The sequence below is a fragment of the Streptomyces sp. NPDC024017 genome (assembly GCF_040638895.1).
Taxonomy (GTDB): Bacteria; Actinomycetota; Actinomycetes; order Streptomycetales; family Streptomycetaceae; genus Streptomyces.
The window spans coordinates 161,227-187,337 of record NZ_JBEZYZ010000003.1; the positions used below are offsets into that span (position 1 = coordinate 161,227).

A 26,111-nucleotide genomic window follows, 5' to 3' on the forward strand; every position below is an offset into this window, starting at 1 on the left:
GGTGGTTCACCCATGCCCCGCATGTCCCGACGCACCCTCCTGCGCTCCATGGCGGCGGGCGGCGCCGCCGTCTCCGCCCCCGGCCTGCTGACCGCCTGCTCCTCCGGCTCCGGCGACGGCGACGTCTCCAACGCCGGGAAGAAGCTCGCGCCGTGGCCGGCCCACCGGCCCGCGACGGGCCCGAAACCCGATCTCGCCCCCACCGGCGCCGGAGTCCAGGCCGGATACACCTCCTACCCCTCCGACCTGGTCAAGTCCGTCTCCCGAACCCCCGGCGACGGCTCCACCGTCCGCGTCATGACCGTGTCGTTCGGCACGCCGCCCAAGCCCGCCTCCGCGAACCGGTTCTGGGCGGCCGTCGAGAAGGCCCTCGGCGTGAAGATCGAGTACACGATCATCTCCCAGGCCGACTACCAGAAGAAGATGGCCACGGTCATGGCCGGCGACGCCGACGCCCTGCCCGACATCATCAACATGTTCGCCGGCTTCACCCTGCCCAGGGAGGCGCAGTTCGTGCAGCGCCGCGCCGAGGACCTCACGCCGTACCTGTCGGGCGAAGCGATCACCGACTACCCCAACCTCGCCAACATCCCCACCCACGCCTGGCGCGACATGGGCCGCATCGGCGGGCGCATCCACGGCATCCCGCTGGAACGCCCGCTGCCCGGATCGACCCTGTGGATCAACCAGGACATGTTCGCCGACTCGGGCATGAAGGAGGGCTGGAGCGCCGAGGACTTCACCGCCGTGGCCCGGCGAGGCACCCGCGGCAGGGCCTACATGCTCGGCGCCGCCAACGGGTCCCTGTTCGGCAACGCCTTCCACTCCGCCGCCCACAACGCGCCCCAGCGCTGGGCCGTCACCAAGGACGGCACCTTCCTGACGGCAGCGGCCGACGAACGCTACAGGGCCTCGATCGCCTTCCAGGCACAGCTGCGCAAGAACGGCTCCTTCCACCCCGACGCCACGTCCATCTCCCAGATCGACCTGACGACCCTCTACTACAACGGCACCGTCGGCTCCATGCAGGACGGATTCGGCGCCTACCTGCCCAAGTACCGTGAGTCCAAAGGCAAGATGAGCCCGGCAGCCGCCCTTCCGTACAGTGTCGGCGGCGAGCCCGGCGGCATCGTGGCCGCCCGCCGCTCCTTCGGCTACACCGTCCTGAAGAAGGCGAAGAAGGAACGCGTCCAGCTGCTCCTGCGCATTCTCGACTACCTCGCCGCGCCGTTCGGCAGCGAGGAATGGGAACTCGTCCACTACGGCGTCGAGGGCGTCCACTTCACCCGCGGCAAGGACGGCTCGCCCGTACCCACCCGGCTCGGCGAGGTCGAGAACAACACCAACCTGCCGCTGAAGTACCTCGCCGAAGGACCCCAGGTGCTGTTCGTGCCCGGCATGCCCGACGCCGTACGGGCGCTGCACACCTGGCAGCGCAAGGTCGTCCCGCACGCCATCCGGGACGCCTCCTTCGGGCTCCAGTCCGCCACGAACAACTCCCAGGGCGCCACCCTCAAGACCTTCCTCGACGACACCGTCACCGGGATCATCGCCGGGCGCCTGCCGTTGTCCGAGTGGGACGCGGCGGTGAAGAAGTGGCGCAGCCGGGGCGGCGACAGAATGGCCGACGAGTACGCGAAGGACTACGCGGCCAACACCTGAGCAGCGGTGGGCGGAAGAGGAGACGCGGGGGATGGGGAACGACATGGGGTCCAAGGGGCGGGTCACGATCCGCGAGGTCGCCGAGCGGGCGGGCGTGTCCACGGCGACCGCCTCCCGCGCGCTCAGCGGCAACCACCCGGTGCCCGCCACGACCCGGGCCCGGGTCCTGCGCGCCGCCCGCGACCTCGACTACGTCGCCAACGCACACGCCCGCGCCCTGGTCGGCGGCGGCCGCAAGATGGCCGCCGTCGTGGTCCGCCAGGTCACCAGCCCCTTCTACGCCCAGGTCGCCGAGGGAGTGGAGGCCGAGGCCGCCGACCGCGGCTGGCTCTGCGTGGTCGGCGCCACCGGCGGTGACGCGCAGCGCGAGATGGAGTTCGTGCAGCTCATGCGGGAGGAGGGCGCCCGGCTGGTGATCCTGGTCGGCGGGGTCGTCGAGGACGACGCCTACCGCGAGCGCGTCGCCCACTACGCCCACGCCCTCGACTCCTCCGGGGCCCGGCTCGTGCTCTGCGGCCGGCCCGCGCCCGGCCCCGAGATCCCCGCGCTGGTCGTGGAGTTCGACAACGAGGCCGGGGCCCGCGCCGTCACCGGCCACCTGCTGTCGGCCGGGCACCGAGGGATCGTGTTCCTCGGCGGCCTGCCCGGCAACACCGCCCTCGACGCCCGCGTCACCGGCTACCGGGCCGCCCTCGCCGAGCACGGACTGCCGCCGCAGGCCGCGCACGTCGTCGACTGTGGACTCGGCCGCGCCGCCGGCCACCGCGCGATGGCCGAACTCCTCAAGAAGACACGGGAGTTCACCGCAATATTCGCCGGGGACGACATGGTCGCCGCCGGTGCCCTGCGCGCCATCGCCGAGGCCGGGCTGAGCGTCCCGGGTGACATTTCCGTCGTCGGCTACAACGACATCCCGCTCGCCGAGGACTTCAACCCGCCGCTCACCACCGTCCGCACCCCCGCCGAGGAACTCGGGCGCGCCGCCGTGCGCATCGCCCTGCGCGACCCCGAGCACGCCGCCGGGGCCCACCATCTGCTCGGCACCCACATCGTCGTCCGCGACAGCGTCGGCCCGCCCCCGCCCGGGCGTGCCCTGTGACCAACGGAGGAACCGCACCCGCATGAGCGCGCCGCACGTGTCGCTCCCCGACCCGACGCACCTCCCCAACCTGCCCCACCTGCCCCCGGCCGACCCGTTGACCTCGCCCGTCACCGGCTGGACCCGCGCCCACTGGGAGGCCGTCGCCGACCGCCTCCTGGACTCCCTGACGCCCTATGCCTCCCCGGGCCTGGCCCAGTACCGCCTGCCCGGGCCGCCCAGCCACTCCGGGCCCTGGTCCGACGGGCTGGAGGGCTTCGCCCGCACCTTCCTGCTGGCCGCGTTCCGCATCGCCGGTTCGGGCGGGCGGGAGACGCCCGGCCTGATCGAGCGGTACGCGACAGGGCTCGCGTCCGGCACCGACCCGCGCAGCCCCGACCACTGGCCCCCCATCACCGACCGGAGCCAGCCCATGGTCGAGGCGGCGTCCGTCGCGATCGCCCTGCACGAGACCCGCCCCTGGATCTGGGACCGGCTCGACGACCGCGTACGGCAGCGGATCGCCGACTGGCTCGGCGGCTTCCTCGGAGCGGTCGTCAACGACTCCAACTGGCGGCTGTTCCAGGTCATCACCGAGGAGTTCCTCGCCTCCGTCGACGCCCCGCACAGCCGTGCCGAGATCGACGCCGGGCTGGCCCGCCTGGAGGACTGGTACCGGGGCGACGGCTGGTACACCGACGGCGACGGCCGCAAGTTCGACTACTACAACGCCTGGGCCCTGCACCTCTATCCGGTGCTCTGGGCCCGCATCGCCGGACCGCGCGCGGACTCCCGGCTGGTGGCGGAACACCGGGCGCGCCTGCGCTCGTTCCTCCGCGACCACCAGCACTTCTTCGGCGGCGACGGCGCCCCGGTCCACCAGGGCCGCTCCCTCACCTACCGCTTCGCTACGACAGCGCCCCTGTGGGCAGGCGTTCTCGCCGACGCCACTCCGCTCCCGCCCGGCCGCACCCGCCGCCTCGCCTCCGGGGCGCTGAAGCACTTCGCCGAGCGGGGCGTGCCCGACGAGCGGGGGCTGCTGACGCTCGGCTGGTACCGGCCCTTCCTCCCGGTCACCCAGCGCTACTCGGGCCCCGCCTCCCCCTACTGGGCGAGCAAGGCCTTCCTCGGCCTGCTCCTGCCCGCCGACCACCCCATGTGGACCGCGCCCGAGGAACCCGGCCCGGTCGAGACGGGCGACGTCCGCCTCGCGTTACCCGCCCCGGGCTGGCTGCTGCACTCCACCGCTGCCGACGGGATCGTACGGCTGGTCAACCACGGCAGCGACCGCCTGCCACCCCCGCCGGCGACACCGGACGACAGCCCGCACTACGCCCGCCTCGCCTACTCCAGCGCCACCGCCCCCGAGACGCCACCGGCCCCGCACACCGGCCCCGACAACCACATCGCCCTGCTGGCCCCCGACGGCACACCCACCCGGCGTGGCCGCATCCACCCGCTCGCCGTCGAGGGAGCCCGTGCCGCCTCCTGGCACCGGGCCGTGCTCCCCGGCAGCGGCGAAGGGCATCGCATCGAGACGGTCAGCGTGGTGCACGGCCCGTGGGAAGTACGCGTGCACCGCGTCGACGCGCCACCCGGCACGCCCGTACGCGAAGGGGGATGGGCCGTCGCGGACGACACCGCACCCCCACTCGGCGGGACCGGCCCGGCCCGGGCGCTGGCCCGGCGCGCGGACGGGCTGACCAGCACGATCGCAGGACTGCACGGGTGGCAGGACGCCCGGGCGGCGGTGGCCCACGCGGCCGGCGCCAACGCCTGCGGCCACCACTCGGCGACCCCGTACCTCACCCTGCCCGCCCACCCGGGCGGCACCCACCTCCTGGTCACCCTCGTCGTGCTGAGCGCCGACCCGGAGGTGAACGGCGACCTGAAGGTGAAAGGCGACCCGGAGACGAACGGCGGCCGTAAGACGAACGGCGACCCGCACGCGCGAAGTTCAGGAACGCGCGTACGGGTCGCCGTGTCCGGTGAGGTGGAGATCCGCTTCCCGGACGGCACCCGGGAGCGGGTGCCGCGATGACCGGGTCAGGCCGCCTCGGCGCGGCCCCGCGTCACCGCCTTCTTCAGCAGCGGCCACGCCAGCAGCAGCACGATCACCGCGTACACGGTCACCGCGAAGGGCGTGTTGACCAGGCCCGTGACACTGCCGTCGCTGATCTGCAGGGCGCGCCGCAACTGCTGCTCGGCGTTCGGGCCGAGGATCACGCCGATCACGGCGGGCAGCACGGGCAGCCCGTAGCGGCGCATCCCGAAGCCGATCAGACCGATGATCAGCAGGATCACCAGGTCGATCACTTCGCCGCCGACCGCGTACGCGCCGACCGCCGCGAAGAACATGATCCCGGCGTACAGGTACGGCCGCGGGATGCGCAGCAGCTTCGCCCACACCGGCGCCAGCGGCAGGTTCAGCGCGAGCAGCAGCACCATGCCGACGAAGAGCGAGGCGATCAGGCCCCACACCAGGTCGGGTTCACGCTCGAAGAGCAGCGGGCCCGGCTGGATGCCGTACTGCTGGAAGGCGGCCAGCATCACGGCCGCGACCGCCGTGGTCGGCAGGCCCAGGGTCAGCATCGACACCAGGGTGCCCGCCGCCGAGGCCGACGCCGCCGACTCGGGGCCCGCGACGCCCTCGATGGCGCCCTTGCCCCACTCGTCCTTGTGCTTCGACAGGCGCTTCTCCGTCACGTACGACAGGAAGGTGGGAATCTCCGCGCCGCCGGCCGGGATCGCGCCGAACGGGAAGCCGATGAACGGGCCCCGCAGCCACGACTTCCAGGTCCGGTTCACGTCGCCGCGCCCCAGCCACGGACGCCCCACCGGTATCGGCTCCGGCGGCCTGCGCCGCAGGTGTGCCGCCACCCACAGGGCCTCGCCGATCGCGAAGAGCCCGACCGCGACGATCACCACGTCGATGCCGTCGGCCAGTTGGAGCGAGCCGAACGTCAGGCGCTGCTGGCCGGTCATCTGGTCCAGGCCCACCAGGCCCAGGGTGAGGCCGATCAGCAGGGAGGCGAGACCCCGGATGCGGGACGAACCGAGCACCGAGGTCACCGCGATGAACGCCAGCACCATGATGGCGAAGTAGTCCGGCGCCCCGATGTCCACGGCCAGCTTGGCGACCGTCGGCGCGAGCGCCACCAGCAGCAGCGTGCCGATCAGGCCGCCCGCGAAGTGCCCGACGGCGGCCGCCGCCAGGGCCTGGGCGCCGCGCCCGGACTTGGCCATGGGGTTGCCCTCCATGGCCGCCACCACCGCCGCGCTCTCACCGGGCGTGTTGAGCAGGATGGAGGTGGTCGAGCCGCCGAACATCGCGCCGTAGTAGATGCCGGCGAACATGATGAACGCGCCGGTCGGGTCGAGCCCGTACGTCACCGGCAGCAGCAGCGCGACCGCCATCGCCGGGCCGATGCCCGGCAGCACGCCGATCGCCGTGCCGAGCAGCACACCGATGACGGCCCAGAGCAGGTTGATCGGGGTGAGGGCCGTACCGAAGCCGTCCAGCAGGGAGTTGAAGGCATCCATGTCACAGCACTCCCATCAGCGGACCACCGGGCAGGGGCACTCCGAGCAGGTTGTTGAAGACGGTGTAGGTGATGAGGGAGAGCCCGGCCGCGATGAGCGCATCGCGGTCGATCCGGCGGCTGCCGAGCGCGAACGCCGCACCCCAGAACAACAGCGCGCCCGCGATGGGGAAGCCGAGCGGTTCGATCAGGACGGCGGCGCCGAGGAACACCCCGGCGAGCAGCAGCACCGTGCGCCAGTCGGCGGGCTCGGACAGGTCGATGTCCTCACCGCCCTCTGCCTGGCCCCGGCCGCCGCGCAGCACGTCGACGGCGAGCAGGGCGGCGATGACCAGCAGGCCGGCGCCCACCACGACCGGCACGGTCTTCGGGCCGACCGGGCCGCGCTGGGCGATGTCGACGTCCATGGTGAGCGCGTCCGTCAGGACGAGGACGCCCAGTGCCAGCAGCAGTGCGCACACGCCGAGTTCGGAGTGCTCGCGCAGCCACGAGCGCCGTTCGCCGCCGGTCTCGGCGGGGGAAATGTCGGTCTGCGTCGTCACAGTCCCAGCTCCTTCAGCACCGAAACCACGCGCTTGTCCTCGGAGTCGAGGAACGCGCCGAACTTCTCCCCGGTGAGGAAGGCGTCGTCCCAGCCGTTCTGCTCCAGGGACTTGCGCCACTCGTCCGAGTCGTGGAGCTCCTCGACGAGCTTCACGAGCTTGTCGCGCTCCCCGTCGTTCAGGCCGGGAGGGGCGACGATGCCGCGCCAGTTGGTGAAGTTCACGTCGTAGCCCGCCTCCTTCAGCGTGGGCGCGTCGAGCCCGTCGACGCGCTCGGGGCCGGTGACCGCGAGGAGGCGCAGCTCGCCCGCCTTGATCTGGTCCAGGTACTCGCCGACCCCGGAGACACCGAAGGCGACCTTGTTGCCGAGGATCGAGGCGAGCAGTTCGCCGCCGCCGTCGAAGGGGATGTAGTTGACCTGCTTCGGGGGGATCCCGGCGGCCCGGGCCATCAGCATCGGCGCGAGGTGGTCGGGCCCACCGGGCGACGAGCCGCCGCCCACCGGGAGCTTGCCCGGGTTCTCCTTCCAGGCGCCGATGAGATCGTCGATCGTCTTGTACGGGGAGTCCTTGGCGACCACGACGACGTCCTGCTCCTCGGTGAGCCGGGCGATCGGCGTGGTGTCGCCGAGCGTCTTCGGCGCGTCGTTGGAACGGACGGCGCCCACGACCCCGAGGCCCATGGACATGGCGAGCTTGCCGTTGCCGTGCTCGCTCACCAGCCGGCTCAGACCCACCGTGCCGCCGGCGCCGGGCAGGTTGAACACCTCGATGTTGTGGGTGAGTCCGGCGTCCTCGGCGTTCTTCGCGGCCGTCCGGGCCGTGATGTCGTAGCCACCGCCGGGTGTGTTGGGGACCATGAAACGCAGGCCCGGGATCTGTGTGCCGGTCTCGGAGCCGCTGCCGGTGGTCAGCAGCGGCGGTCCGACGAGCACGAGCACGGCGGCCCCGAGCAGGGCCAGGGGGGTGCGCAGGCGCACGAGTGCCACCACCTGTCGGTACGTCGATGCGGGTAGGTAAAGGCCCTGTGGGGGAGGGTGACGTGGGCCACATGGTGCCCGGGTGGTGGCGGGCTGTCTCCCTTGCGGAACCAACGTCGGTTGTGGTCATTGCGGTAACCGGGGCGCCCTGCGGCAGCGCCGGCGACGCGACAAGCCGACGGCCCCGGCACCGACGCGCCGGGGCCCTCGCACGAGTGGCGGTTCAGTGGCTCCTAAGCAGTGTGGATCTCCAGGGCGGCCCGCACGGCGGACTCCAGGGCTCCCTCGATCCACGCCGGCTTGACGGACGTGTGGTCACCGGCGAAGTGCAAAGGCCCCTCACGCAGTGGGATGACCGGGAGCAACTCCGTGTGCTGCCCGGGCAGCAGCACGGACGCCTCCCCGTAGGCGTACGGGTCGCGCAGCCAGCTCTGCGTACGTCCCGCGCCGGTGTAGAAGACCTCGATGCGCTGGCCGTAGACCTGCTGGAGACCGCACAGAGCGTGCGGGTAGCGCGCCTCGTCGTCCAGGGAGTCCCAGCGCAGAGCGTCGTCCGCCCAACTGTAGGAGGCCAGCACGACACCCCCCGCGCTGCCCGGAACCGGATGGGAGGGGTGGAACATGAACCGGTTGGCGTTGTCCGACACCGAGCCGCCGCCCACGACGTCGGCCGCCTCGGGCTGGTCGCGCGCACTCGCGCGGTTGGCGGCGTAGTGGATGCGCTGACCGGCTGTGATGTGCCCGCCGGGCACCGAGGGGTGGGCGCCGAGGAGGGTGCCGTCCGCGGCGGCGCGGCCGGTGCGGTACGCGTCGTACAGGCCCGGGTCGACGGCGTTCAGCTCCCGCTTCCAGTCGGCCTCGTCGAACTCCCACCAGCGGCGGCTGAACTCCAGCAGCACCTTGGTCGCGCTGTCGTAGTGCAGTTCGCAGACCGCGCGGCGCTTGCCGTACGACATGGGCGGGTCGATCTGTACGTGGCGCAGGCCGGAGAACGGCACCGTGACCACGGCGACGTCCGCGGTGAACTGCTCGCGTACGACCGGGCCGTCGCGGCCCTCGGACACGGTGTCCACCCACACCTGCGGGCCCTTGCTCCGGACGTGGCCGGCGTCCGGCGCGGGCCGATCGGGGTGGTGGTACTCGATGCGCGTGACACGGCGGTCGAACCGCACGTCCTCGCGCACGCGTTCCAGCAGGGCGTCCGGCAGTACGGCCGTGCCGCCCTCCAACTCGTAGAACGGTGTGTCGGGGCTGATGAGGGAGGAGCCGATGAAGCTGTGGATGAAGGAGAGCGGGAGGCGTGAGGTGAGGTTCTCCAGGGTGCCGATCAGGTCGATGGTCCGCTCGTCCAGTCCGGCGTGCTCGGTGAGGAAGCGGAACATCGACCAGTCACCGAACCGCCGCACCACCCGGGCCCAGCCCCGCAGCCGCTCCGCAAGCGGCTTGTCGACCCGCTTGCCGTCGGAGCCGACGTAGCTGAACTCGTCGCGCACCGGGTCCAGCGCGGAGCGCAGGATGGCGGCGGCCGGGGTGTCCCAGTGGGCCTTGGGAACGCCGAAGGACCGGTTCACGCGCCGTGGTGCGCGGGCGTAGTCGGTGCGCCGGACACGGATGCCGTTGACGTGGATCCAGGTGCGGCCGGCTGGACGCCCTTCGGTGTCGACGTCGACGTAGTGGAAGCGCCGCTTCTTGAGGCCGAACTGGTCGATCAGTTCCATCACCAGGGGGTGGCTGCCGGGGATGCGCATCGCGCCCGCTTCGGCGTACTGGCGGGGGTCGGCGAAGGGCTGCTCGGCGTCCTCGTGGCCGCCGCTGCGGAAGGTCTTGATGCGTCCGCCGGCGCGGTTGCCGTTGGCCTCCAGGACCGTCACCCGGTGACCGGCCTTCTTCAGCAGCCAGGCGGCGACCAGCCCGGCCGGACCGGCGCCGATGACGAGGACGTCTTTGGGGCGGGTCCGGCGCTGAGCCGGCAGGCCCTTCTCGAGGACGCGCTGGTAGCGCGGGACGAGAGGACGGTCGTCGGAGTCCAGGACGAGCAGTGCGCGGGCGACGGCGAGGCATCGGTCGAAGTCGGCGCCGCGTCTGTCGCCCGGGGCGGCCGGGGCAGCCGGTGCGGGCAGGGCCGCGGCGGCACCGCCGGTCAGGGCCGTCGCCACCGTGGCCGTGCCGGCCACCGCCGCGAAACTCCGCCGGGAGAGACCGCCGTCCGAGTGCACCAACGCGTGATCTTCAGTCATGGCGGCCTTTGTACTGGCGGCCTGGGCAGGGCGCCGCCCTTCGCTCGGGCGTTGACCCGAAGGAGCGAAGCCGGCTGCAAACCCTGACGTCACAGCGGTCCGCCGGGCGACGGAGCCGGGCAACCCGAAGGAATGAATGCGGAGCGAACCTCGTCTGCCGCCGCGATCGAGCCCGCACACTGCGGCATGCGGATGCACATCCGTGCTCTCCGGCCGTCGGCGCACCCGGCGCACCCGGCGCATTGCCTACGCGGCGCCGACCGACTTCAGGAGAGCCCGGGCGACGAAGGGGGAAGAGTGTCGCAGCGGCGCGCTCCGTTGGGTGACCGAGCCCGTTACTGGTTCGACAGCACCCTGGCCCGCGGTGCCTCGGCGATCGTCGGCTGGATGGCGCTGCTGTGCCTGGCCGTCGTCGTCCCGGCCAGCGCGGTGGTGGTGTGGACCGACCCCGACGCGCCGGAGTCGCTGACGGACCGGCTGGCGGCGGTGTGGCACCTCACCGGCGAGACCCTGCGGCTGGGCGGGGCGACGGGTACGCCACTGCGCGTGACGATGTCGGTGCTGCTCGCCCTGGTCGCTCTGCTGTACGTCTCGACGCTCGTCGGCCTGATCACGACGGCGCTCACGGAGCGGCTCACCGCGTTGCGGCGGGGCCGTTCCACCGTGCTGGAACGCGGGCACGTCGTGGTCCTGGGGTGGTCGGAGCAGGTCTTCACGGTGGTGAGTGAACTGGTTGCCGCCAACGCCAACCAGCGGCGCGCGGCGGTGGCGGTGCTGGCGGACCGGGACAAGACCGCCATGGAGGAGGCCCTGAGCACCAAAGTGGGCCCGGTCGGCCGTACGCGGCTGATCTGCCGCAGCGGCCCCACCACCGACCCGGCCGTGCTCACCCTGACCAGCCCGGCGACGGCCGGAGTCGTGCTGGTCCTGCCCCGCGACGAGCCTGACGCCGATGCCGAGGTGGTCAAGACGCTGCTGGCGCTGCGGGCGGCCCTGCCCGGGGAAGGGGCCCGTCCGCCCGTCGTCGCCGCCGTCCGGGACGACCGCTACCGGCTGGCCGCCACGCTCGCCGCCGGACCGGGCAGCGTCGTCCTGGAGGCCGACACCGTCACCGCCCGGCTGATCGTCCAGGCGGCCCGCCGCCCCGGGCTCTCCCTCGTCCATCAGGAACTTCTCGACTTCGCCGGCGACGAGTTCTACCTCGTCACCGCACCGGCCCTGATCGGCCGCCCGTTCGGCGACGCGCTGCTGTCCTACCCGACGTCCAGCGTCGTCGGGATCGTGCGCGGCGACACCCCGCTGCTGAACCCGCCGCCGCAGACGTCCCTCGCCGAGGACGACCTGCTCATCGTCATCTCCCAGGACGACGACACGGTCTGGCCGGCCGACTGCGCCGACTCGGTCGAGAAGGCGGCGATGGCGTCCGGCCCCGCGACGCCCGCACGGCCGGAGCGGGTCCTCCTGCTGGGCTGGAACCGCCGAGCGCCGCTCATGGTCGACCAGTTGCGCCGCCGCGCCCGGCCCGGATCAGCCGTCGACGTGGTCGCGGACGGCGGTGAAGCGACGGTCCGGCAGGTGAGCGAGACCGACGCGCATCACGGCACCGAGCTGACCCTGACCCTGCACCCCGGTGACGTCACCCGTCCGGAGACTCTGCGGAATCTGGATGTGCACTCCTACGACAGCGTGATCGTGCTCGGCCAGGACCCCGCCCCCGGGCAGCCCCCGGAGGACCCCGACAACCGCACGCTCGTCACGCTCCTGCTGCTGCGCCAACTGGAGGAGGCCACCGGGCGCGGACTCCCCGTCGTCACCGAACTGATCGACGACCGCAACCGGGCGCTGGCCCCCATCGGCCCCGGAGCCGACGTGATCATCAGCGGCAAGCTCATCGGCCTGCTCATGGCGCAGATCTCCCAGAACCGGCATCTGGCGGGGGTGTTCGAGGAGTTGTTCTCCGCCGACGGCACCGGCATCCGCCTGCGGCCGGCCGGCGACTACGTGCTGCCCGGGTGTGAGACGACCTTCGCCACCGTCGTGGCCGCGGCACGCCAGCGCGGCGAATGCGCCATCGGTTACCGAAGCCACGACGACGCGTCGGCGACCCCGGGCTACGGGGTGCGGATCAACCCGCCCAAGGCCGAACGGCGCGGTTGGACGGCCGGGGACGAGGTGATCGTCGTCGGCGGGGACTGAAACCCCCGGCGACGAGGCGGACGGTGGCTGCCTGGCGCGGGCTGCTGTAGCTCCAGGCAGCCTTGTACGTCGTCGTGTTGATCGCCCCCGCGACGGCGCCGCGCGCGATCGGGTTGCCGCCGGGCCGCGGTCAGATCCGGCACCCACGCCGTGGTCGTGTCGCCCCCGACCGCTGAAGCGGTCCAAATGCCCGTGATCCGCGTGAAGAAACACTGAAATTCGACTGTGTGTTCGCCTGCGGGCAGGGCACCAGAGGGAGCGGAGGTTGATAACTATGGTTCCCCTGCTTCTCGTCCTGCTTCTGGCCCTGGTCCTGTTCGGCGCGGGCTTCGCGCTGAAGGCCCTGTGGTGGATCGCGGTGATCGTGCTGGTGCTGTGGCTGCTCGGCTTCGTGCTGCGCACCGCGGACAGTGGTGGCCGTAGGGGCCGCTGGTATCGCTGGTAGACGGCAGATCACCGCCTGCGGCGAACAAAACGTCAGGAATGGGGTAAACGAAAGTGACCCGGATTTCTGTTAGGAAAGGCGTTCCTGTTCCATGGCCGATACGAAAGACGTCGTAGAACTCATTCTTCAGGACCACCGGCGCATGGAAGACCTCTTCCGTCGGATGCGGAGCGTCGAAGACGACCGGGCGGGTGCGCTGAGGGAGTTCGCGGACCTGCTGATCGCACACGCGCAGGCCGAGGAGGCCGAGGTCTACCCGGCGCTCAAGCGGTACAAGAACATCGATGACGAAGAGGTCGAGCACGGCGAGCACGAGCACGACGAGGGCAACGAGGCCCTCCTGGAACTCCTGGAGGTCGACGAGGTCGGCTCCGAGGAGTGGGACTCGAAGCTCGAGGAGCTGGTGGAGGCCGTCAACCACCATGCCGACGAGGAGGAGCGCACCATCCTCAACGGCGCGCGGGAGAACGTGGCGATGGAGCGGCGGGAGGAGCTCGGCCGGGCGTTCTTGCAGGAGCGTGAGCGCCTGCTGAAGGCCGGGTGCGGTTCCGTGGAGAACGTGCGCAAGATCGTCAAGTCCTGACTCGAACATGCCGGCCCTGATGGCCACCGCTCGCGGGCGGTGACCATCAGGGCCGGTTGCCGTCGCGGATCGTGCGGCGCCTGGGGTCTGTCGTTTGGATCAGGCCGCAGACGCGGGCCCTGGCACGCGCATCTGCCGCGACAGAACTAGCCGTCCGCGCGCGCCGTGCAGTCGATGTCCCTCACCGGCAGTCGCCCCCTCGCGAGGTACGCGTTGACCGCGTCGTCGACACACGCCGACCCGTAGATGCCGTAGACCCCGTGCTGGTCGGCCCCGTTCAGGGTGACCAGGCGCGAGGAGGGCCACCTGTCACGGAGGGCCTCGGCGCCGTCGTAGTAGGTGCGCGGGTCACCGGTGGCGTTCACCAGCAGGGCCGGCAGGTCACCCCGGATCCTGGTCGGACGCTCGCGCGGCCGGTCCCAGAACGCGCACGGGTTGAGGTTGTGCGTGACGGGCGCGAAGAGCGGGTCCTCGGCGCGGTGGCGCTGGACGTCGCGCCAGTACACCTCGGGATCACGCGGCGCGGCGTTGTCGCCGCACACGATCGCCGTCTGCGCACTGCCGTAGGGGGAGTCGGTGTCCGTGAGCACGAACTTGAGCACCCCGGCGAGCCACGGCGACGGTGTCACCCGCTGCCCCTGCGAGGCCCGCAGCATGTCGCGCACGCCCTGGGCGAAGTCTCCGTAGGCGGTGTCGTTGTGCTGCGAGAGGCCGTTGAGGGCGACGACGGGCATCACGTGCTCGTCAAGCCGGTGGGCGCCGAGCCGCAGCGGGGTGCGGGCGGCGGCGGCCCGGATGCGCTCCACGGTGGCCAGCACCTCGCCCCGCGTGCCGCCCAGCCCGTAGGCCGTGTCGCGGGCGGCGGCCCAGGAGGCCCACCCCTTCAGGGCGTGGCGGTTGGACGCCTCGACGCCCCGCCACAGCCGGGCGCTGTAGCGGTCCGGATCGATCACACCGTCCAGGACGACCCGGTCGGTGCGGCCCGGGAACAACGAGGTGTACACCTCACCGAGGTAACTTCCGTAGGAGTAGCCCAGATAGGAGATCCGCCGCTCGCCGAGCGCGGCCCTGACGACGTCCATGTCGCGCGCGGTGTTGCGGGTGGTGGCGTGGGGGAGCGCGTCGCCCGCGTCGGCGCGGCAGCAGTCGGCGAGCTCCTTCGAGAAGGCCGCCATGCGGTCGAAGCCGGTCCGGTCCCCACCCGCTCCGCGCCAGGCCGAGCCGGTCGGCCAGCGGCAGTCCAGCGGGGTGCTGCGGCCGACGAAGCGGGGATCGACGCCCACCACGTCGTACCGTGCGGCGACGTCCTTCATCGCCTCGCGCACCCACGGCGCGTCACCGAGCGAGGGCCCGCCGGGGCCGCCGCCGTTGAGGAGGAGGGGGCCGACACGGCGGCCGGTGTCGGTGGCGCGGATCCGGGAGATCGCGACGGAGATCTTCCGGCCGCCGGGGTCGGAGTAGTCCAGCGGGACGGTCACGTCGGCGCAGCGGGCGCCCGCCTGCTCCAGTTCCTTGCCGGTCGTGTCGTCCGGCCCGAGCACGCAGCTCCTCCAGGTGAGGTGCTGCTGGTGGTAGCGGGCGAGAGGGTCCGGGGCCGCCCGGGCCGCGGCGGGCAGTGCCGTGAGGGCGAGGGCGGCGGCCGTCAGGGTGAGGGCGGCTCTTCTCGCGGTTCCCGGGGAACGGGATAACACCTGGTGTCCTTTCCGTCGGCGATGCCCCTCCAGGGGCCGCAGGGGCGTGCCCGGGAGGGGCGCTGTGCGACAGAACGGTAGGCACCGCCGCGCCCGCCGATCACTCCGGCCGGCAGCCGGTTCACGGTGGGGCCATCCCCAGTGAGAAGGCGGGGGAATGCCGTTTCCATGGCCGGGGCAGCAACCCGAATCTCCGCCCCAAGCTGGGACAATGCTCGGGCAGACCTTGTGCAGGTCACTGCAGGGGGGTTGTCCAGACATTCTCTCGCGCCTAGGGTCCCTTTCGAGTGCAAGCGCTTTCCAAGCGTGTGTCCGCCGGCTGTCCGAGGAGCGCCGCATGTCCTTGTCCCCCACCCGCCGCCGCGTGGCCGTCGTCGGCACCGGAGCCATCGTCGGCGGCAGCCATCTGCCCGCGCTGCGGGCCCACTCCGACCGGGTGGAACTGGTGGCCGCCGTCGACGTGGACCAGGAGCGCCTCGACGCCTTCCGCGAGCTGGCCGGTGAGCAGGTCGCCGGGTACACCTCGGTGGACGCGATGCTGGACGCCGTACGCCCCGACCTGGTCCTGATCGGGACGCCGCCCTCCCTGCACCGCGAGCAGACGGTGGCCGCGCTGAAGGCGGGCGCCTGGGTGCTGTGCGAGAAGCCGCTCACCCTGTCGCTCGCCGAGTACGACGAGATCGCCGCCGCCGAGGAGGCCTCCGGCGGGTACGCGGCGGTCGTCTTCCAGCACCGCTACGGATCCGGCGCCGTGCACGCCCGCGAGCTGATCACGAGTGGCGAGCTGGGCGCCCCGCTGGTCGCGCACTGCCAGACCACCTGGCACCGGGACGCCGCGTACTACGCCGTGCCGTGGCGCGGAACATGGGCCGGCGAGGGCGGCGGCCCGACCATGGGCCACGGCATCCACCAGTTCGACCTTCTGCTGCACCTGCTCGGTGAGTGGGAGGAGATCCGGGCCATGGCCGCGCGCCTGGTCCACGACACCGAGAGCGAGGACGTCTCCACCGCCCTGGTGCGGTTCAGGAGCGGCGCCCTCGCCACCGTCGTCAACAGCGTGCTCTCCCCGGACGAGGTGAGCCGCATCCGCATCGACTGCGCGGACGCCACCGTCGAGCTCACCCACCTGTACGGCCACAGCAACGACAGCTGGGCCTACACCCCGGCCCCGCATGTCGCCTCCGAGCGCGCCACCGCCTGGCGCACCCCCGCGAGTGACGTGCCGAGCTCGCACACCGCCCAGCTGGGCGCACTCCTCGACGCCTACGACGCCGGCACCCGCCCACCGGGCAGCGGCCGCGACGCCCGCGCCACCCTGGAGTTCGCCGCCGCCCTGTACAAGGCGGCGTTCACCGGCCGCTCGGTGCACGCGGGGGAGATCGGCCCCGGCGACCCCTTCTACGAGGCCATGCACGGCGAGTACCCCGACTGGGCCCCCAAGGAGCGCGCATGACCATCCGCGTCACCCACACGCACGGCGAGGCCATCGCCGTCTCCGCAGGCGGCACGGAGATCCTCCGGTACGTCTACCGCCCCGACCCGGATCCCTTCGAGTCCCGCAAGCCCTACGCCCACCCCGTACGCACCCTCTCGGGTCGCACGGTCACCGGCTACCGCCCCAACGACCACCGCTGGCACAAGGGCCTGCAGATGACCGCGAGCCATCTGTCCGGCCAGAACTTCTGGGGCGGCAACTGCTACGTCCACGGCCAGGGCTACCTCCGCCTGCCCGAGCGCGTCGGCTCGATGCGGCACGACGGCTTCGCGGACTTCACCGTCGAGGACGACCGCCTCGCCTTCACCGAGAACCTCACCTGGATCGAGAACGGCGGCGAGGAGTGGGCGCGCGAGGTGCGCGGCCTGACCGTCCACTCGGTGGACGAAGAGGCCGGTTCCTGGGCCCTGGACTGGTCGATCCGCCTCACCAACACCCGTTCCGAGCCCCTCGCCTTCGGCTCCCCGACCACCGCGGGCCGTGAGATGGCCGGCTACACCGGACTCCAATGGCGCGGCCCGCGCGACTTCACCGGCGGCACGGTCTTCGCCCCGGACACCGACGCCGACGCGGGCAAGCTGATGGGCACCCAGGGCCCGTGGCTCGCCTTCACCACCGAGCACGACGACGTCGACGGCCACTCCACCCTGGTCTTCGCACACGCGCCCGAGAACCTCGACGAGACCTCCCCGGTCCACGAGTCGCACTGGTTCGTCCGCTCCGAGCCCTTCCCGACGGTCGCCTTCTCCTGGGCGTTCTTCGAGGAGTTCGAGCTGCCGCCGGGCGAGTCCTTCGGGTACCGGTACCGCATCGTCGTCGCCGACGGTGCCTGGGACCGCGACCGGGTCGGCACGCACCTGGAGGGCCTGGAGTGGTGAGCGAGCCAAAACCGGCGGGGCTTCCGCACCCGCTGCCCGGCGCGATCGGCCTGTCCCACCTCAGCGCCTACGACTGGGAGGCCGCCGACGGTGTCTGCGGCGGCAGCCCGCACCTGCACCTGGTGTGCACGGAGGCGTACGTCGTCACCGGCGGCCGGGGCGCGGTCCAGACGCTGAGCCCCGACGGCTACCGGGACATCCCCCTGGAAGCCGGTTCCCTCGCCTGGTTCACACCGGGCACCGTGCACCGCATGGTGCAGGGCGGCGATCTGCGCATCACCGTGCTGATGCAGAACAGCGGCCTGCCCGAGGCCGGGGACGCCGTGTTCACCTTCCCGCCCGAGGTGCTCGCCGACCCGGAGAGGTACGCCGCCGCCGCTGCCCTGCCGCCCGGCACCGGACCGGAGACGGCGGCGGCCGCCCGGCGCCGCAGGGACCTCGCCGTCGAGGGCTACCTCGGGCTGCGCGAGGCCCTCGTCGCCGGCGACAACGGCCCGTACCTGGAGTTCCAGCGGGCCGCCGCCCGGATCGTGCGCGCCAAGGTGCCCACCTGGAAGGCCCTGTGGCGGGAGGGCGCCCTGGCCACCGCGGAGCGCACCGGCGCGCAGCTCGACGCCCTGGCCGCCGGCGATCCCGCCTACCTCGGCGAGGCCACCGCCCACGAGGCCGCGTCCACCCGGCTCGGCGGCTTCGGCATGTGCGGCCGGCGCGACGAGTACGCACTGCCGGGGACCACGCTGCCGTACCAGCAGGAGTAGCAGCAGGAGGGGGGACCGGGGGGTCTCAGCCAACCTCCGAGGAGAGGAGTGACCTCGGCATGCCCGGACACAGGACAAAGGGGTTCTGCGCGTCGGCCGCCGCACTGGCACTGTGTGCCCTGCTGGCGGGCTGCGGAGGATCCGGGGAGTCCGCCGACGGCGGCAAGGTCGTGCTGCGCTACACGTGGTGGGGCAACCCCGACCGCGCGGAACGCACCGAGCAGGCCGTCGCGCTGTTCGAGAAACAGCACCCGAACGTCGACGTGACGACGTCGTTCTCCGGCTACGACGCCTACAAGCAGAAGCTCGCCACCCAGGCCGCGGGCGGTGACGCCCCGGACGTGATGCAGCTGGACTACCGCCAGATCGACCAGTACGCCTCCGGCGGAGTCCTGCTCGACCTGGCCCGGCAGAAGTCCGTCCTGCGCACCTCCGAGATCGACCAGGGCCTCCTCGCCACCGGCCGCGTCGACGACGTCCAGTACGCGATCCCGCAGGGCCGCGGCACCGAGACCGTCGCCTACGACGTCGCGACCTGGAAGAAGTCGGGCGTGCCCCTGCCCGGCAAGAGCTGGACCTGGAGCCAGTGGGCGGACACCATGCGCGCCCTCGCGAAGCAGACCGGCAAGCCGGGGGCGACCGACCCCGGCCAGAGCGAGGACGCCTTCGAGGTCTGGCTGCGCGGCCGGGGCAAGGCCCTCTACACCGAGGACGGGAGGCTGGGCTTCACCGCCGGCGACCTCACGCGCTGGTGGACTTTCACCGACCGGCTGCGCCGCGAGGGCGCCGTGTCGCCCGCCGAGCAGACCACCCAGCTCGACGGCTCCGTGGAGAACACCCCGCTGGGGCGCGGCGAGTCCGTCACCGACGCCAACTGGGACGCTCCCGCGAGCGGCTTCGTCGCCCTGATACCGACCGGCGTCGCCCTCGCGCCCATGCCGTCGGGTGAGGACGGCACACCCGGCCAGTACTTCAAGCCGTCGATGTTCCTCGGCGTCTCGGCGAACACCGGCCATCCCGAGGCGGCGGCGCAGCTCGTCGACTTCTTGATCAACGACCGCGAGGCCGCGAAGATCCTCGGCGCGAGCCGCGGCATCCCCGTCAACGAGACGATCCGTGACGAGATCGGCCCGCAGCTCAAGGACTTCGACAAGACCATCGCCGGCTTCCAGGCATCCCTGGAAGGCAAGCTCAAGGACCCGCCCCAGGCGCCTCCCTCGGGCGACAACGCCCTGCAGAGCACCTTCCAGCGCGACTACGACCAGGTGTCCTACGCGCGCATGTCGCCCCGCGAGGCGGCCGAGAACTACGTCACCGAGGCGAAGGCGGAGCTGAGGTCATGACCACCACCGCGATCCCCGCGGAGGCGAGGCGCGCCCCCGCCGCCGCCCCGAAGCGCCGCCCCAAGCGCGAACGCGAGGGCGCCGCCTGGGTGTTCCTCTCGCCCTGGGTGCTCGGCGCGATCGTCCTGACACTGCTGCCGATGGCCGTGTCGCTGTACCTGTCGTTCACCGACTACGACCTGTTCAACCCGCCGAAGTGGGTGGGCCTGCGCAACTACGCGCAGATGTTCACCGAGGACCCGCGCTACTGGCGCTCGGTCGTGACGACCCTGACCTACGTAGTCGTCGCCGTGCCCCTCCAACTGGCCCTCGCCCTCGTCGTAGCGCTGGCCCTGAAGGGCATGAAGCGCGGCAAGGGCTTCTACCGCTCCGCGTTCTACGCACCGTCCCTGCTCGGCGCGTCGATGTCCATCGCGCTCGTCTGGCGGGCGATCTTCAACGACGGCGGCACCGTGGACAACCTGCTGGGCACCGGCGGCTGGGTCAACAAGCCTGGCTGGGCCCTGCTCGCCGTGGCCCTGCTGACGGTGTGGCAGTTCGGGGCGCCGATGGTCATCTTCCTCGCCGGGCTCCAGCAGATACCCGCCGAGCTGTACGAGGCGGCGGCGGTCGACGGGGCCGGGAAGTGGCGGCAGTTCCTGTCCGTCACCGTGCCGATGCTCTCCCCGGTGCTGTTCTTCAACCTGGTCCTGCAGACCATCCAGGCCTTCCAGGTGTTCACCCCCGCCTTCGCGGTCAGCGCGGGCAAGGGCGGACCGGCCGACTCGACCCTCGTCTACACCATGTACCTCTACGACCGCGGCTTCGTCGCCTCCCACATGGGCTACGCCTCCGCCATGGCCTGGGTGCTGCTCGTCGTGATCGGCATCGTCACGGCGGTGCTGTTCCGCACCTCGCGCTCCTGGGTCTTCTACGCCTCCGAGGGGGAGCGGTGACCTCAACGACTGTTGCGCACAAGCCCGTTCGTTGGGGACGCGTCGCCCTGCACGTCGGCTGCCTGGCCGCCCTGCTGGTCATGCTGTACCCGCTGGCCTGGTTGCTGGCCACCTCGCTCAAGCCCGCCGACGAGGTCATCGCCAGCCTCGACCTGCTGCCCAGCCACCTGGAGTGGTCGAACTACTCCACCGCCCTGGACGGCGTCAACGACGTCTCCATCTGGCGGCTGCTCGGCAACTCCCTGCTGATCGCGGGCGGCGCGGTCCTCGGCAACGTCGTCAGTTGCTCGCTCGCCGCCTACGCCTTCGCCCGCCTCAGGTTCCGCTTCCGCGGGCCGCTGTTCGCCTTCATGATCGCCACGATCATGCTGCCGCACCACGCGGTACTGATCCCGCAGTACATCATCTTCAACCAGCTCGGCCTGGTGAACACCTACTGGCCGCTGATCCTGCCGAAGTTCCTCGCCACCGAGGCGTTCTTCGTCTTCCTCATCGTGCAGTTCATGCGCGGCCTGCCGCGCGAGCTGGAGGAGGCGGCCCGGATCGACGGCTGCGGGCCCTTCCGCAGCTTCTTCCAGGTCGTACTGCCGCTCACCAGGCCGGCCCTGATCACCACCGCCATCTTCACGTTCATCTGGACCTGGAACGACTTCTTCACGCAGCTCATCTACCTCTTCGACCCGGACAAGTTCACCCTCACCCTGGCGCTGCGCTCCTTCGTGGACGCCTCCAGCACCTCCGCGTTCGGCCCGATGTTCGCCCTGTCGGTGATCGCGCTGCTGCCGATCGTGCTGTTCTTCCTCGCCTTCCAGCGGTTCCTGGTGGAGGGCATGGCCAGCTCCGGACTCAAGGGGTGAGCGGCATGCCCACACGCGAGGCGGGCGAGGTGTTCGGCCCGCGCATGACCCTGTTCGCCGACGTGCTGAGCGTCGGACTCGCCACGGCGGCGGCCTGCCTGCCCCTGGTCACGGCCCCGGCCGCGCTGTCGACGGCGTGCGCCGTGCTGCGCGGGGCGGGACAGGACCAACCCGTCACGGCGGGGCGGTACTTCGCCCTGCTGCGGCGGCGGTTGCGCGCCGGCGACCTGGTGGCGGGAGCCATCGCCCTGGCGGGTCTGCTGCTGTTCGCGGCCGACCTGGCGCTGGCCGGGGCCGGGCTGCCGGGGGCGCCGCTGTTCGCCGTGGCCGCCGCGGTGATCGGCGCCGGCGCGGCGGTGATCGGCCTGCGGGCCTGCGGGCGCCCCGAATCGCTCACCGACTGGCGTGCAGCGGTGCGCGGGGCCGGGCGGGACGCCGTGGCGGACGTGGGCGGCAGCGGCCTGGTCCTGCTCGCCGTGGCGACGGCGGCGCTGTGTGCCTGGATGCTGGTCCCGCTGGCCTTCCTCGCCCCCGGGCCGCTGGCCCTGGCACTCACCGCCGTCGACGTACGGCGGTCGGCGGCTGTTCTCCTTCAGTAGCCGGGAGTTCGGGTGGAGTACCAGGCCAGGATGCCGCCGAGCCCGTCGCCCCTCAGCGCAGGGCCGTCAGTGTCTTCGGATGACGGTTTGTCAGTGCGAGGGGTGCCGGGTGGCGGGGGAGGGTCCTCGCGCCCGGCACCCCGTCGACCTACCGGCGCAGGGCGCCGCCGATGCTGATCCGTGGCCAGGAACGGGCCGCCGTGAGGAGGGCCTGTGTCCTCGCCGAGGGGGTGGCCGCTGCCGCCGCCAGGGCCGCCGCGGCGCTCGCGATGCCGAGGACCGCGCCCGCCGCCACGTCGCCCGGGTAGTGCACGCCCGTGTGGACGCGGGAGTAGCCGACGGCGCTCGCCAGCGCCCCGAGCGGTACCGCCGCGGGGGGCAGGACCACACCGACGGCGGTGGCGAAGGCGACCGCCGACGCCGTGTGCCCGGACGGGAACGAGGCCGAGGTCGGCATCCGGACGTGCCGGTCCACCGTCACCCGGGCCGCCTCCCGGTCGGGCCGCGCCCGGCGCACCAGGCGCTTGCCCAGCAGGTTGGCGGAGGCCGATGCCACGGCGATCGCGCCGACGCCGACGAGCGCGGCCTTGCGCGGCCGCTTCCCGCCCAGGGCCAGGGCGGCGGCGATGGCGAACGAGATCTTGGAGTGATCGGCCGCGTGCGACAGGTGGCGCAGCGTCCGGTCCAGGGTCGGCGTCGGGGTGGCGGCCACCGCCGCGTACAGGGCGCCGTCGACGGCCCTGAGATCGCCGAACACGGCGCTCAGAAGTCGGCCGCTTCCACCCGCGGAGTCCCGGGCGTTCTGGAGCGGACGGGGGGCGTCCGCGTCTGTGGTCGTCGGATCGGTCATGTGCTTCTCCCCGCAGTGGCCTTCCTCAGCACGGTACCGGCTCACGCCCGGCGCACGCTCGGCGCCCCTGCGAGCCGGTACCTCCCGAGTGCCCGGACGGCGGACGGCCACCCCGGTGAGCCGGGACACTGAGCACATGTCACCCCTGACCCGCCGGGCCCTGCGCGCACTCGAGCGTTTCCACGCCGCCCGCCCCTGGGACCACAACGCCCACTTCCACCGCTGGATCCTGCGACAGCTCCCCGAGCGGGTGGGCAGCGCCCTGGACGTGGGATGCGGCAGCGGCGACCTGGCCCGGCTGCTGGCCGGCCGGGCGCAGCGCGTGCAGGGATCGACGCCGACCCGGAGATCACGGCCTGGGCACGGGAGCTGACGCCCGCGGCGGCCCCGGTGACGTACACCGCGGCCGACGCGCTGACCGGGCTCGGTGATCAGTCGTACGACGTCATCACCTGCGTCGCCGTCGTCCACCATCTGCCCCTCACCCGGGCCCTGGAGACCTTCCGCGACCATCTGGCCCCCGGCGGCACCCTGGTGATCGTCGGCGTGGCCCGGGAGCGGACGCCCGTCGACCGGCTGCTCGGCATCGCGTCGATCCCGCTCAACATCGTCATGGCGTTGCTGAAGAACCGGGGCCGCCCGGCGCCCCGCCCGGTCTCGATGACGGCCCGCACCCGTCCGGCGGACCTGACCTTCACCGAGATCGTGCGCGAGGCCCGGGCGGTGCTCCCCGGCGTCCGCCTGCGCCGCCGTCTGTTCTGGCGCTACACGCTGGTGTGGCGCCACCGCTGACCCGCCGGCGCCTCAGCCGGCGGCCCGGAAGGTGCGCAGCCGCAGCGAGTTGCCGACCACGAAGACCGACGAGAAGGCCATGGCCGCCCCGGCGATCATCGGGGTGAGCAGGCCGGCCGCGGCCAGCGGGAGGGCCGCCACGTTGTAGGCGAAGGCCCAGAACAGGTTCGAGCGGATGGTGCCGAGCGTGCGGCGGGCGAGCCGGATGGCGTCCGCCGCGGCCCGCAGATCGCCGCGCACGAGCGTCAGGTCGCCGGCCTCGATCGCGGCGTCCGTGCCGGTGCCCATGGCCAGCCCCAGATCGGCCTGGGCGAGGGCCGCCGCGTCGTTGACTCCGTCCCCGACCATCGCCACCGACCGGCCTTCGGCCTGGAGCCGCTTGACGACGTCGACCTTGTCCTGCGGGAGCACCTCGGCGATGACCTCCTCGATGCCCACCTCGCGGGCGACGGACCGGGCCACCGCCTCGTTGTCACCGGTCAGCAGGATCGGCGTCAGGCCGAGCGCCCGCAGCCGGCCGACCGCCTCCGCGCTCGTGTCCTTCACCGCGTCGGCCACCTCCAGCACCGCGCGCGCCTCACCGTCCCACGCGACCGCGATGGCCGTGCGCCCGGCGTCCTCGGCCCCCGCCCTGGCCCGGGCCAGGCCCTCGGGAAGCTCCATCGCCCAGTCGGCCAGCAGCCGCTCCCGCCCGACGAGCACCGCATGGCCCTCGACGACGCCCTGGACGCCGAGTCCGGGCACGTTGGCGAAGTCCTCGGGCGTGGGCAGCGCGCCCAGCTTCTCCAGCGCTCCGTCGGCGACGGCCCGGGCGATCGGGTGCTCGGAGGGGTGCTCCAACGCCCCGGCCAGCCGCAGCACTTCGGCCTCGTCCGTGCCCTCGGCCGTGTGCACGGTCAGCAGCGTCATGCGGCCGGTCGTGACCGTGCCGGTCTTGTCGAGGACGACGGTGTCGACCCGGCGCGTGGACTCCAGGACCTCCGGGCCCTTGATGAGGATGCCGAGCTGCGCGCCCCGCCCGGTGCCCACCATCAGCGCGGTCGGCGTCGCGAGTCCCAGGGCGCAGGGGCAGGCGATGACGAGCACGGCGACCGCTGCGGTGAAGGCGGCCGTCAGCCCGGCGCCGTTGCCCAGCCAGAAGCCCAGCGTGCCCAGCGCGAGGGCGATCACCACCGGAACGAACACGGCGGAGATCCGGTCCGCGAGCCGCTGCGCGGCGGCCTTGCCGTTCTGCGCGTCCTCCACCAGCCGGGCCATCCGGGCCAGCTGCGTGTCGGCACCGACCCGCGTGGCACGCACGACGAGCCGCCCGCCGACGTTGATCGTGGCGCCGGTGACCGGGTCGCCCGAGCCCACCTCCACCGGTACGGATTCACCGGTGAGCATCGAGGCGTCCACGGCGGAGGAACCCTCTTCGACGGTCCCGTCCGTCGCGATCTTCTCGCCGGGCCGGACCAGGAAGCGGTCCCCGGCCTTCAACTCCGCGACCGGGACGGTCTGTTCGCTGCCGTCGGCGCGCAGCACCGTGACGTCCTTCGCGCCCAGCTCCAGCAGCGCCCGCAGCGCCGCGCCCGCCTTGCGCTTGGCGCGGGCCTCGAAGTACCGCCCGGCCAGGATGAAGGCGGTCACGCCCGCGGCCGCCTCCAGGTAGATGTTCCCGGCGCCGTCCGTGCGCTCGATGGTCAGCTCGAAGGGGTGCGTCATGCCCGGTGTGCCCGCGGTGCCGAAGAACAGCGCCCACAGCGACCACAGGAACGCGGCCGAGATGCCCACCGAGATCAGCGTGTCCATGGTGGCCGCGCCGTGCCGCGCGTTGGTGAACGCCGCCTTGTGGAAGGGCCACGCCGCGTACGTCACGACGGGCGCGGCCAGGGTGAGCGACAGCCACTGCCAGTACTCGAACTGCAGCGCCGGGATCATCGCCATGGCCGCGACGGGAACCGCGAGCACCACGGCCGTGATCAACCGCTCGCGCAGCGGCCGCAGTTCGTCGGCCTCCTCGCCGGGGTCGGTCTGTTCGGCAGGGGGAGTGGGCTCCTGCGCGGTGTACCCGGTCGCCTCGACGGTGGCGATGAGGTCACCGACGGAGACGTCTCCGGAGTAGCTGACCTTGGCCTTCTCCGTCGCGTAGTTGACGGTGGCGGTGACCCCGTCCATGCGGTTGAGCTTCTTCTCGACGCGCGCCGCGCAGGAGGCGCAGGTCATGCCACCGATGGTGAGCTCCACCTCGGCGCCGGTGCCGGTCGTCGTACCGGTGCTCATGGCTCAGGCCCTCCCGGTCAGCTCGTAGCCGGCGTCGTCGACGACCTCCGCGATCACGGCGTCGTCGGGTTCGGCGGCGCTGGTGACGGTGACGTGGCCGCTGTCGAGGTCGACCTCGACACCGCTGACGCCGTCCAGCTCGCCGATGGCCTTGGTCAGCGTGGCCTTGCAGTGGCCGCAGGACATTCCGGAGACGGCGTAGGTGGTGGCGGGCATCGGGTGCCTCCTCTGGGTGATTCAACAGATGCGGAGCATACGGGGCGGGGGTATCCCCTCGTCGACTTCATGTATACCCCTGAGGGGTATACGATGCAAGCGCGAGAATGACTTGACTCAATACCCCCTAGGGGTATGGTGAAGTGCATGGAGGCCCCGCATTCGAGCGG

21 protein-coding genes and 1 pseudogene are annotated in these 26,111 nt (G+C 72.3%); 14 read left to right on the forward strand and 8 right to left on the reverse strand.

Going from position 1 to position 26,111, the window contains the following annotated elements:
* The first annotated feature begins 12 nt into the window (after nucleotides 1-12).
* From AB0G20_RS09060 to AB0G20_RS09070, 3 genes are read left to right on the forward strand one after another with little or no spacing between them, the layout of a single operon-like run.
* Nucleotides 13-1,662, forward strand: coding sequence for an extracellular solute-binding protein (locus tag AB0G20_RS09060; protein ID WP_361298137.1), 1,650 nt, complete (start codon nucleotides 13-15; stop codon nucleotides 1,660-1,662).
* A 43-nt stretch (nucleotides 1,663-1,705) separates the two neighbouring features.
* Nucleotides 1,706-2,761, forward strand: a complete 1,056-nt coding sequence (locus AB0G20_RS09065; RefSeq protein WP_361299353.1) for a LacI family DNA-binding transcriptional regulator — start codon at nucleotides 1,706-1,708, stop codon at nucleotides 2,759-2,761.
* Between the two features lie 22 nt (nucleotides 2,762-2,783).
* Nucleotides 2,784-4,781, forward strand: a complete 1,998-nt coding sequence (locus AB0G20_RS09070; protein WP_361298140.1) for a DUF2264 domain-containing protein — start codon at nucleotides 2,784-2,786, stop codon at nucleotides 4,779-4,781.
* Nucleotides 4,782-4,786: 5 nt separating this feature from the next.
* Here the strand turns inward: AB0G20_RS09070 and AB0G20_RS09075 are convergent, their stop codons facing one another.
* From AB0G20_RS09075 to AB0G20_RS09090, 4 genes are all read right to left on the reverse strand, one after another.
* A complete protein-coding gene (locus AB0G20_RS09075) occupies nucleotides 4,787-6,283 on the reverse strand; it encodes a tripartite tricarboxylate transporter permease (protein WP_361298143.1) in 1,497 nt (498 codons plus the stop codon).
* A 1-nt stretch (nucleotide 6,284) separates the two neighbouring features.
* A complete protein-coding gene (locus tag AB0G20_RS09080; protein ID WP_361298146.1) occupies nucleotides 6,285-6,824 on the reverse strand; it encodes a tripartite tricarboxylate transporter TctB family protein in 540 nt (179 codons plus the stop codon).
* Entirely contained in the window at nucleotides 6,821-7,804 is a 984-nt protein-coding gene (locus AB0G20_RS09085; protein ID WP_361299356.1) for a tripartite tricarboxylate transporter substrate binding protein, read from the reverse strand. The genes AB0G20_RS09080 and AB0G20_RS09085 overlap by 4 nt, the downstream gene beginning before the upstream one ends.
* A gap of 233 nt (nucleotides 7,805-8,037) precedes the next feature.
* On the reverse strand, nucleotides 8,038-10,041 hold the full coding sequence (locus tag AB0G20_RS09090; protein ID WP_361298149.1) for an FAD-dependent oxidoreductase: 2,004 nt from the start codon (nucleotides 10,039-10,041) through the stop codon (nucleotides 8,038-8,040).
* Nucleotides 10,042-10,338: 297 nt separating this feature from the next.
* On the opposite strand from AB0G20_RS09090, the gene AB0G20_RS09095 reads away from it, so the two are divergent.
* The 3 genes from AB0G20_RS09095 to AB0G20_RS09105 all read left to right on the forward strand — a co-directional run bounded on the left by AB0G20_RS09095 (nucleotide 10,339) and on the right by AB0G20_RS09105 (nucleotide 13,265).
* A complete protein-coding gene (locus tag AB0G20_RS09095; protein ID WP_361298152.1) occupies nucleotides 10,339-12,237 on the forward strand; it encodes an NAD-binding lipoprotein in 1,899 nt (632 codons plus the stop codon).
* A gap of 274 nt (nucleotides 12,238-12,511) precedes the next feature.
* Nucleotides 12,512-12,682 carry a DUF5670 family protein gene (locus tag AB0G20_RS09100; protein WP_161367449.1) on the forward strand — a complete coding sequence of 57 codons (171 nt, stop codon included), beginning with the start codon at nucleotides 12,512-12,514 and terminating at the stop codon, nucleotides 12,680-12,682.
* A gap of 91 nt (nucleotides 12,683-12,773) precedes the next feature.
* Nucleotides 12,774-13,265 carry a hemerythrin domain-containing protein gene (locus AB0G20_RS09105; protein WP_361298156.1) on the forward strand — a complete coding sequence of 164 codons (492 nt, stop codon included), beginning with the start codon at nucleotides 12,774-12,776 and terminating at the stop codon, nucleotides 13,263-13,265.
* Between the two features lie 146 nt (nucleotides 13,266-13,411).
* Here the strand turns inward: AB0G20_RS09105 and AB0G20_RS09110 are convergent, their stop codons facing one another.
* A complete protein-coding gene (locus tag AB0G20_RS09110) occupies nucleotides 13,412-14,956 on the reverse strand; it encodes an alpha/beta hydrolase (protein WP_361298159.1) in 1,545 nt (514 codons plus the stop codon).
* Between the two features lie 337 nt (nucleotides 14,957-15,293).
* Between AB0G20_RS09110 and AB0G20_RS09115 the strand changes: the two genes are divergently transcribed.
* Genes AB0G20_RS09115 through AB0G20_RS09145 form a run of 7 tightly spaced genes read left to right on the forward strand, consistent with a single transcriptional unit; the run spans nucleotide 15,294 to nucleotide 21,821 of the window.
* Nucleotides 15,294-16,409: a Gfo/Idh/MocA family oxidoreductase gene (locus AB0G20_RS09115; RefSeq protein ID WP_361298162.1), complete on the forward strand. Its 1,116-nt coding sequence runs from the start codon at nucleotides 15,294-15,296 to the stop codon at nucleotides 16,407-16,409.
* Entirely contained in the window at nucleotides 16,406-17,329 is a 924-nt protein-coding gene (locus AB0G20_RS09120; protein ID WP_361298165.1) for a PmoA family protein, read from the forward strand. The genes AB0G20_RS09115 and AB0G20_RS09120 overlap by 4 nt, the downstream gene beginning before the upstream one ends.
* Complete coding sequence (locus AB0G20_RS09125; protein WP_361298168.1) at nucleotides 17,323-18,087, forward strand: cupin; 765 nt, start codon at nucleotides 17,323-17,325, stop codon at nucleotides 18,085-18,087. The genes AB0G20_RS09120 and AB0G20_RS09125 overlap by 7 nt, the downstream gene beginning before the upstream one ends.
* A gap of 59 nt (nucleotides 18,088-18,146) precedes the next feature.
* Nucleotides 18,147-19,430, forward strand: a complete 1,284-nt coding sequence (locus AB0G20_RS09130; RefSeq protein ID WP_361298171.1) for an ABC transporter substrate-binding protein — start codon at nucleotides 18,147-18,149, stop codon at nucleotides 19,428-19,430.
* Nucleotides 19,427-20,365 (forward strand): sugar ABC transporter permease, encoded by a 939-nt coding sequence (locus tag AB0G20_RS09135; RefSeq protein WP_361298174.1) that lies wholly within the window; start codon nucleotides 19,427-19,429, stop codon nucleotides 20,363-20,365. The genes AB0G20_RS09130 and AB0G20_RS09135 overlap by 4 nt, the downstream gene beginning before the upstream one ends.
* Nucleotides 20,362-21,222, forward strand: coding sequence for a carbohydrate ABC transporter permease (locus tag AB0G20_RS09140; RefSeq protein WP_361298177.1), 861 nt, complete (start codon nucleotides 20,362-20,364; stop codon nucleotides 21,220-21,222). The genes AB0G20_RS09135 and AB0G20_RS09140 overlap by 4 nt, the downstream gene beginning before the upstream one ends.
* 5 nt (nucleotides 21,223-21,227) lie before the next feature.
* On the forward strand, nucleotides 21,228-21,821 hold the full coding sequence (locus tag AB0G20_RS09145; protein WP_361298180.1) for a hypothetical protein: 594 nt from the start codon (nucleotides 21,228-21,230) through the stop codon (nucleotides 21,819-21,821).
* A 148-nt stretch (nucleotides 21,822-21,969) separates the two neighbouring features.
* On the opposite strand, the gene AB0G20_RS09150 is transcribed toward AB0G20_RS09145, so the two are convergent.
* Nucleotides 21,970-22,671, reverse strand: a complete 702-nt coding sequence (locus AB0G20_RS09150) for a phosphatase PAP2 family protein (protein ID WP_361298183.1) — start codon at nucleotides 22,669-22,671, stop codon at nucleotides 21,970-21,972.
* 136 nt (nucleotides 22,672-22,807) lie between these two features.
* Between AB0G20_RS09150 and AB0G20_RS09155 the strand changes: the two are divergent.
* Nucleotides 22,808-23,463: pseudogene (locus tag AB0G20_RS09155) on the forward strand (class I SAM-dependent methyltransferase).
* Between the two features lie 12 nt (nucleotides 23,464-23,475).
* Here AB0G20_RS09155 and AB0G20_RS09160 read toward each other — a convergent pair.
* Together AB0G20_RS09160 and AB0G20_RS09165 are read right to left on the reverse strand one after the other, a co-directional pair.
* A complete protein-coding gene (locus AB0G20_RS09160) occupies nucleotides 23,476-25,725 on the reverse strand; it encodes a heavy metal translocating P-type ATPase (protein WP_361298186.1) in 2,250 nt (749 codons plus the stop codon).
* 3 nt (nucleotides 25,726-25,728) lie between these two features.
* Nucleotides 25,729-25,941 (reverse strand): cation transporter, encoded by a 213-nt coding sequence (locus AB0G20_RS09165; RefSeq protein WP_361298189.1) that lies wholly within the window; start codon nucleotides 25,939-25,941, stop codon nucleotides 25,729-25,731.
* Between the last annotated feature and the right edge of the window lie 170 nt (nucleotides 25,942-26,111).

What these genes read in the sequence shown, in the direction of transcription:
- AB0G20_RS09060 (WP_361298137.1), top strand. Translation starts at nt 13, where the DNA reads ATGCCCCGCATGTCCCGACGCACCCTCCTGCGCTCCATGGCGGCGGGC.
- AB0G20_RS09065 (WP_361299353.1), top strand. Translation starts at nt 1,706, where the DNA reads ATGGGGTCCAAGGGGCGGGTCACGATCCGCGAGGTCGCCGAGCGGGCG.
- AB0G20_RS09070 (WP_361298140.1), top strand. Translation starts at nt 2,784, where the DNA reads ATGAGCGCGCCGCACGTGTCGCTCCCCGACCCGACGCACCTCCCCAAC.
- AB0G20_RS09075 (WP_361298143.1), bottom strand. Translation starts at nt 6,283, where the DNA reads ATGGATGCCTTCAACTCCCTGCTGGACGGCTTCGGTACGGCCCTCACC.
- AB0G20_RS09090 (WP_361298149.1), bottom strand. Translation starts at nt 10,041, where the DNA reads ATGACTGAAGATCACGCGTTGGTGCACTCGGACGGCGGTCTCTCCCGG.
- AB0G20_RS09100 (WP_161367449.1), top strand. Translation starts at nt 12,512, where the DNA reads ATGGTTCCCCTGCTTCTCGTCCTGCTTCTGGCCCTGGTCCTGTTCGGC.
- AB0G20_RS09105 (WP_361298156.1), top strand. Translation starts at nt 12,774, where the DNA reads ATGGCCGATACGAAAGACGTCGTAGAACTCATTCTTCAGGACCACCGG.
- AB0G20_RS09115 (WP_361298162.1), top strand. Translation starts at nt 15,294, where the DNA reads ATGTCCTTGTCCCCCACCCGCCGCCGCGTGGCCGTCGTCGGCACCGGA.
- AB0G20_RS09120 (WP_361298165.1), top strand. Translation starts at nt 16,406, where the DNA reads ATGACCATCCGCGTCACCCACACGCACGGCGAGGCCATCGCCGTCTCC.
- AB0G20_RS09130 (WP_361298171.1), top strand. Translation starts at nt 18,147, where the DNA reads ATGCCCGGACACAGGACAAAGGGGTTCTGCGCGTCGGCCGCCGCACTG.
- AB0G20_RS09135 (WP_361298174.1), top strand. Translation starts at nt 19,427, where the DNA reads ATGACCACCACCGCGATCCCCGCGGAGGCGAGGCGCGCCCCCGCCGCC.
- AB0G20_RS09145 (WP_361298180.1), top strand. Translation starts at nt 21,228, where the DNA reads ATGCCCACACGCGAGGCGGGCGAGGTGTTCGGCCCGCGCATGACCCTG.
- AB0G20_RS09150 (WP_361298183.1), bottom strand. Translation starts at nt 22,671, where the DNA reads ATGACCGATCCGACGACCACAGACGCGGACGCCCCCCGTCCGCTCCAG.
- AB0G20_RS09160 (WP_361298186.1), bottom strand. Translation starts at nt 25,725, where the DNA reads ATGAGCACCGGTACGACGACCGGCACCGGCGCCGAGGTGGAGCTCACC.
- AB0G20_RS09165 (WP_361298189.1), bottom strand. Translation starts at nt 25,941, where the DNA reads ATGCCCGCCACCACCTACGCCGTCTCCGGAATGTCCTGCGGCCACTGC.